Source organism: Protofrankia sp. Cr2 (assembly GCF_963555885.1).
Taxonomy (GTDB): domain Bacteria; phylum Actinomycetota; class Actinomycetes; order Frankiales; family Frankiaceae; genus Protofrankia.
The window spans coordinates 43,247-49,801 of the sequence record NZ_CAUVXG010000038.1 but is presented as its reverse complement, the minus strand read 5'-3'; the positions used below and the strand labels follow the sequence as shown (position 1 = coordinate 49,801).

Below are 6,555 nucleotides of genomic sequence, written 5' to 3'. Positions count from 1 at the left end.
CGCTCTGATCAGGCTGTGCTGCGGTTCGCCGGGTCGCCATGGCACCGCTTGTACTTGCGCCCTGATCCACATGGGCACGGCGCGTTGCGAGCAGGACGACTACTGCCTGCGGTGGCCGCCGGGTCGGCTGCTCCTCCAGCGAGCCCACCCGAGGATGTCCGGGTGGTGACCGCGGTGGATCCGCCGTCCACGGACGGCGCGGTGTAGCGGAGATTATCCGCGGGGCGACGTGGTTCCAGACCCTTGACGAATACCGGCGGCGGGGTCGACGCCGGCGGACGGCTGGAAGGCTGCGGCGCGGCCTGCGCAGGCGGGGAGACCGGGGCGGTGGCGTCGGCTGCGGCACCCGTCGTGGCGGCCCGTACCGCCGCGACCAGAGCAGCGCCGTCTGCTGCCTGCGTCTCGCCATCGGCCGGGACGATCGCTGTGCCGTCCGGCGGACTCACGCTCTGGGCAGCCGTGCCGTCTGCGGAGGGAACCTGGACCTCGGCATTGAACAGCAGCCTGACCGATTCCTCCTTGATGCCCTCCATCATCGTCTGGAACATATCGTAGCCTTCCCGCTGGTATTCGACCAACGGATCACGCTGCCCCATTGCCCGCAGGCCGATACCCTCCTGCAGATAGTCCATTTCGTAAAGGTGCTCACGCCACTTTCGGTCGAGCACCGCCAGGACGACCCGGCGCTCCAGCTCACGCATGAGCGGTTCGCCGTCCGGACCGGCACCCAGCTCTTGCTCGCGCCGATCGTAGGCATCGTGGGCATCGGCCTGTAGATCCTCGACCAGCGTTTCGGTCGTCAGTCCGTCGCGTTCGTCAGGGGCCGGAATCTCCACGCCCACCCGGTACAGCTCACCAAGACCGGACCACAGAGTGTCGAGGTCCCACTCCTCGGGATAGCCATCCGCCGTCGCACCCCGGACATAGCCGTCCACCGTGTCGTCGACGAAATGACGGATCTGCTCGTGCAGGTCTGCGCCTTCGAGAACCTTGCGACGCTCCTCATAAATGACGGTGCGCTGCTTGTTCATCACCTCGTCGTACTTCAGGACATTCTTTCGGATTTCAAAGTTCTGGCCTTCGACCTGTGTCTGCGCAGACCGGATCGCGCGGGTGACGATTTTCGACTCGATCGGCACGTCATCGGGAATGTTGAGTCTGTCCATGATGCCTTCGACGGCGGCGGCGTTGAACAGCCGCATGAGATCGTCGCCCAGCGACAGATAGAACCGGGACTCACCGCGGTCGCCCTGCCGGCCGGCTCGTCCACGTAGCTGGTTGTCGATCCGGCGGGACTCGTGACGCTCGGTGCCGAGAACGTAGAGCCCGCCGAGCTCCACGACCTCCTCATGTTCAGCTCCAACCGAGGCCCGCGCCTTTTCCAGGGCCTCCGGCCACGCGGCCTCGTAGTCCTCGGGGGTCTCGATCGGACTGAGGCCACGCTCCCGCAGCTCCGCCTGGGCGAGAAACTCCGGGTTGCCACCGAGCATGATGTCGGTGCCGCGGCCAGCCATGTTGGTGGCAACGGTCACCGCGGCCCGACAGCCCGCCTCGGCGATGATCAATGCTTCCCGCTCGTGGTGCTTGGCGTTGAGTACCTCATGCTTCACGCCGCGTTTGGTCAGCTGCTTGGACAGGTACTCCGACTTCGCCACGCTGGTCGTGCCGACAAGAACCGGCTGCCCCTTCGCGTTACGCTCGGCGATGTCATCGACGACCGCGTCGAACTTGGCGACCTCGGTCTTGTATACGACATCGGGTTGGTCCGCCCGGACCATCGCCTTGTTCGTCGGAATCGGCACGACGCCGAGCGTGTAGATCTGGTGGAACTCGGCTGCTTCGGTCATCGCGGTTCCGGTCATACCGGACAGCTTGTCGTACAGACGGAAGTAGTTCTGCAAGGTGATTGTGGCCAGGGTCTGGTTCTCCTGCTTGATCTCGACCTTCTCCTTGGCCTCGATCGCCTGGTGCATTCCCTCGCTGTAACGACGCCCGTGCAGGACACGGCCGGTGAACTCATCGACGATGAGAACCTCGCCATCCGTGACGATGTAATCTTTGTCCCGACGGTAGAGTTCCTTCGCTTTCAGCGAATTGTTGAGGTAACCGACGAGCGGTGTGTTCACGGATTCGTAAAGGTTGTCGATACCAAGCTGGTCCTCGACCTTCGCCACCCCGGACTCCGTGATGGCGACCGTCCGTTTGCCCTCTTCGACCTCGTAGTCCGTGTCCTTCACGAGCATCGGAGCGATACGGGCGAACTCGGTGTACCAGCGGGTCGGGTTGTCCGCCGGACCACTGATGATCAGCGGGGTTCGGGCCTCGTCGATCAGAATCGAGTCGACCTCGTCAACGACGGCGAAGTTGTGCCCGCGCTGGACGAGTTCCTCGCCGCTCCAGGACATGTTGTCCCGCAGGTAGTCGAAGCCGAACTCGTTGTTGGTGCCATAGGTGATGTCACCCTCGTACTGCTGGCGACGGACGGCCGGCTGCATCTGCGGGTGAATGACACCGACCGTCAAACCGAGAAAGCGGTGTACCCGGCCCATGTTCTCCGCGTCCCGCTGGGCCAGGTAGTCGTTGACCGTGATGATGTGCACGCCCTTGCGGGACAGCGCGTTGAGATAGGCGGGCAACGTGGACACGAGGGTCTTGCCCTCACCGGTCTTCATCTCGGCGATGTTTCCCAGGTGCAGCGCCGCACCGCCCATGATCTGGACGTCGAAGTGCCGTTGCCCCAGGGTCCGCCGGGCCGCTTCGCGCACCGCCGCAAACGCCTCGGGGAGGATGTCGTCGAGAGTCTCCCCCGCATCGAGCCGCTGACGGAACTCGTCGGTCATCGAGCGAAGCTCGGCGTCGGTGAGCCCGACGAAATCGTCCTCGAGGAGGTTCACCTGATCTGTGATCGCCTTGAGCTTGCGCAGAATGCGACCCTCGCCGGCTCGGAGGATCTTCTGGAGTACCACGGGCGAAACTCCTCGGGCGGTTGGTCGGCGGGGTCACCTACACAACGAGACTAGGCCGTGTCTCGTGGATGTTGGTGAGCGGATACGGCGATCCAGGCGGCGGGCCGGCAAGGCGGAGGAGGTCCGGATAGTGGTGTCCTATCCGGACCGACGACAACGCGGCCGGGCGTCGTCTGGGCACCGTAGGCGCCAGCATAGATCTACGAGACACGGCCAAGGCTAGTCCCTCCGCGCTGATCGATCCGACCATCCCACGGGTCGGCGGTTCTACAGGCTACCCGGCCGACCAGAAATGACATGATCATGAATCGCTTCGGTGACGGGAAGCCGGGATCCGCCGTCAGAGCGACCGGCTACGCGCACCACACTCCGACCAGAACAACGCCCGAGGCCCCGCATCGGTGCCCGACGTCTGCGAAGTTCGGGTCCGGCCCTGGATCGGGTGGACCCGCCCGGACGACGCCTGACGGCGACGGGGCACATCCGGGGATCACGAGACCGTCGCAGGCGTTCGCCGCGACCTCAGGTGATCTCCAGAAGCTTCTCCCGAACCGCGTAGACCACCGCCTCCATGCGTGAGTGCAGCTGAAGCTTCTCGAGGATGTTGCGGATGTGGTTCTTGACCGTGTTTTCGCTGATGAAGAGCTGCTTGGCTATGTCACGGTTGTTGAGCCCCTTGGCGACGAGCCGCAGGACCTCCATCTCACGATCAGTGAGGCGGGGAGTCGGCAGCTGTGGCCGGTCGTCCGCCTTTTTGATCATCGATGCGAACTCGGTGAGGAGTTTCGACGCCATCGAAGGGCTGATCAGGCTCTGGCCGCCGTGCACGGCGCGGATCGCGGTGGCGACCTCGTCGATCGAGATCTCCTTGAGTAGGTACCCCATCGCGCCCGCCTTGATCGCGTCGTAGAGGTCCGCCTCCTCGTCGCTGATAGTCAACATCACAATCTTCGCGCTCGGTACAGCCTGCTTGATTGCACTGGTCGCGTCGATCCCACCGCGCCGTGGCATCCGGACATCCATGAGGACGATGTCCGGTGCCATGTCGACCGCCATCGTGACGGCTTCCGCACCATCCGCGGCTTCGCCGACCACCTCGATGTCGGTTTCCTGTTCGAGGACCATCTGCAGACCGCGCCGGAAAAGCGCATGGTCGTCTACGACGAGCACCCGTATGGGATCCGTCGGTGACGGCGACCCATCCTCCCCGAGTTGGCGCCCATCCCCCGTCATGTGACCTCCTTCGCGTCGCGACGGCCTGCGCCTCGGCCACCCCGTGCCGGTGCACGGGGTGGCCGGGACGTGACTGAAGACGTCCACGGCAGATGGTCCCACGTCGGCTAGACCTGCATACTTTTACACCGTTGCAACCGCGCCACGAGGTTCGTCATACCTCTCGCCCCGGCTGGTCCGGTGATCTCGCCCTGCGGTGCCCGCATCGGGCTCATCGTGCTCGCCCGACTCAAGCCGAATCACTCCGTAGTCGTATCCACACCTTCGGTACACCACGCTCGGCAGACCCGTACGGACGTCCCGGAAGAGGTAGAAGTCATGACCGACCAGCTCCATGTTCGACAGTGCGTCGTCGAGAGTCATCGGCGTGGCTCGATGGATCTTCTCACGGACGACCATGGGCGACCAGTCCGCATCCCCGTAATCTGCGTCGCTATCGGCACCTGCATGGACATCGTCGTCACGATCGGCGTCGGCACGCCTCGCGGAGCCGCGGAAGCCTTCCAGACCGACCCGCGGCTCGCCCACGGCCCGCGCAAGCTGCCCCGACGACCCACGCGCCGCGCCGTTGTGGCAGCTGCGTCGTTCAGCGGCGCGCCGTAGCCGTTCCGTGAGCTTTGCCGCGGCCAGGTCGAACGCAGCGAACGGATCCGCGGCGGCAGCCTCGGCTCGAATGACCGGGCCCCGGGAGAAGACGGTCAGCTCGACACGATCACAGACATCCGCCAGCCGCGGATTGTGTTCGCGGGAGAGCTCAGCATCCACCCGGAAGGCCTTGTGATCGAACCGCTCCAGCTTCGCAATCTTGGCTTCGGCGTGCTTGCGGAACCTCTCGGGAACCGCGGTGTGCCTTCCCTTGAAGACGATGTCCACTCGTTTCACCTTTCTGTCGACCGGAGGCCGTGATGACCGGACGATCCCGCGGGATCGAGCCAATCCGACCTTCCGATGCAATCCCGTGCGTCAGGGCTTATCTGCCTCGTTCCTTCCGGCCGGACCCCGAGCGCCCTGGTCCGTCGCTTCGCTTGTCCACTCCCGCGGCGCCGGTGCGGGTGAGGACAGTTTCAACCCTCCGGTACCCCGGTCGCAGGCAAATGGACACCTTGGGGCCGGTCATCTCGAGAAGGGCGGCGGCGGCGCGCCGACGTCGCGGCGACTACCGCGGCGGCTGACACCGGTACCCCACCGGCACGCAGCGCCCGAGCGGCCTCGGCCAGAGTCGCGCCCGTCGTCACAACATCGTCGATGACAATGAACAACGCGGCCGTCGGTGACCTGTGAGTGGCGCTGTCCTGTCGCGGCAAACCCCTGGCGCGACGATGTTCGTCCACGATTGCAACACCGTGCCGCAGCACGAACGCACCGCTGAGATTGCTCGCGCGCTCTACCGCGGTGAGACCTGCCTGATCGGCCACTGCCCGGGCCGCCCGCAGCATCGCGACCACCCGTACCGGCACCCCGGCCGCGCGCAGCACCCTCGCGGCGTCGTCACCGAGCCTGTGTACATGGTCAAAACCTCGCCGGCGAACAGCCGAGCGGGTCGACGGCACCGGCACAAGAATCACCAAGCCGGTATGCGCCGTCCCGACGCGGGCCGCCATCACCGCGCGGGCAAGGGCCAACGCCAAGGGCCGCCGGGCATCCTGCCGGCCTTTCTCCTTGAACGCCAGCAGAAGCTGGCGGCACGGACCGTCGTAGACGGCGCCAGCAAAGCATCGTGGTGGTGGCCCCCGCCGCCCCGGTGTGGCCATCTGTCCCGGAGCGGCGAGGAATGCCGGACGATCGACCGAGGCTGTGCAGGTCGGGCAGACCGCCGAGCCCGGACGGCCACAGCCGGCGCAGGCACGCGGCAGGAGAAGATCCAGAAGGACCTCGAATGCGGCACCGATGTACGTGTTGGGCATATATGGGATGGTCAGCCCGTCGCGCCCGCCTGGCGAGCGCGCGTGGGTCCCTGTGGACAACCCGGCTGTGGACGACACGAGCCCTCAACCCCCGGCGGCGCGAAATATTACGGTCAATCGATCTCCACCCGGTGCTTAGAGCGACGCCGCGTCCCCTGTCGCCGGGTGCTCGATACCTCAGCCATCCCGTTTCGGCGATCTGACACGATCTGCCCGAGGCCGGGACACCTACCACCATCTGTGGATGCAGACGGAGATCTGGGACGATCGCTCGCAAGGCGGATCCGGGCAACCTGATCACGAAATGATCTGCGGGAAGTCGCCTCTCCCGCGCTGGTAGAAGCTTCGAGAAATACGACGTCAGGGAGACCGACATGACCGACGGACCCAGCTGGGGGCAGCCTCAGCAACACGGCGGGCCCGATCCCGCTCAGGGCCAACCGCAACCCCCA

4 protein-coding genes are annotated in these 6,555 nt (G+C 65.4%); all 4 read right to left on the bottom strand.

What is annotated here, in order from left to right; translation table 11 throughout:
• Nucleotides 1-8 precede the first annotated feature (8 nt).
• The 4 genes from secA to U9978_RS16820 all read right to left on the bottom strand — a co-directional run bounded on the left by secA (nt 9) and on the right by U9978_RS16820 (nt 6,103).
• Entirely contained in the window at nt 9-2,966 is a 2,958-nt protein-coding gene (gene secA / locus U9978_RS16835) for a preprotein translocase subunit SecA (protein WP_322762087.1), read from the bottom strand.
• Between the two features lie 522 nt (nt 2,967-3,488).
• Nucleotides 3,489-4,199: a response regulator transcription factor gene (locus U9978_RS16830; protein ID WP_322762086.1), complete on the bottom strand. Its 711-nt coding sequence runs from the start codon at nt 4,197-4,199 to the stop codon at nt 3,489-3,491.
• Nucleotides 4,200-4,322: 123 nt separating this feature from the next.
• Complete coding sequence (gene hpf, locus U9978_RS16825) at nt 4,323-5,072, bottom strand: ribosome hibernation-promoting factor, HPF/YfiA family (RefSeq protein WP_322762085.1); 750 nt, start codon at nt 5,070-5,072, stop codon at nt 4,323-4,325.
• 191 nt (nt 5,073-5,263) lie between these two features.
• Nucleotides 5,264-6,103, bottom strand: a complete 840-nt coding sequence (locus U9978_RS16820; RefSeq protein ID WP_322762084.1) for a phosphoribosyltransferase family protein — start codon at nt 6,101-6,103, stop codon at nt 5,264-5,266.
• Nucleotides 6,104-6,555: the final 452 nt, after the last annotated feature.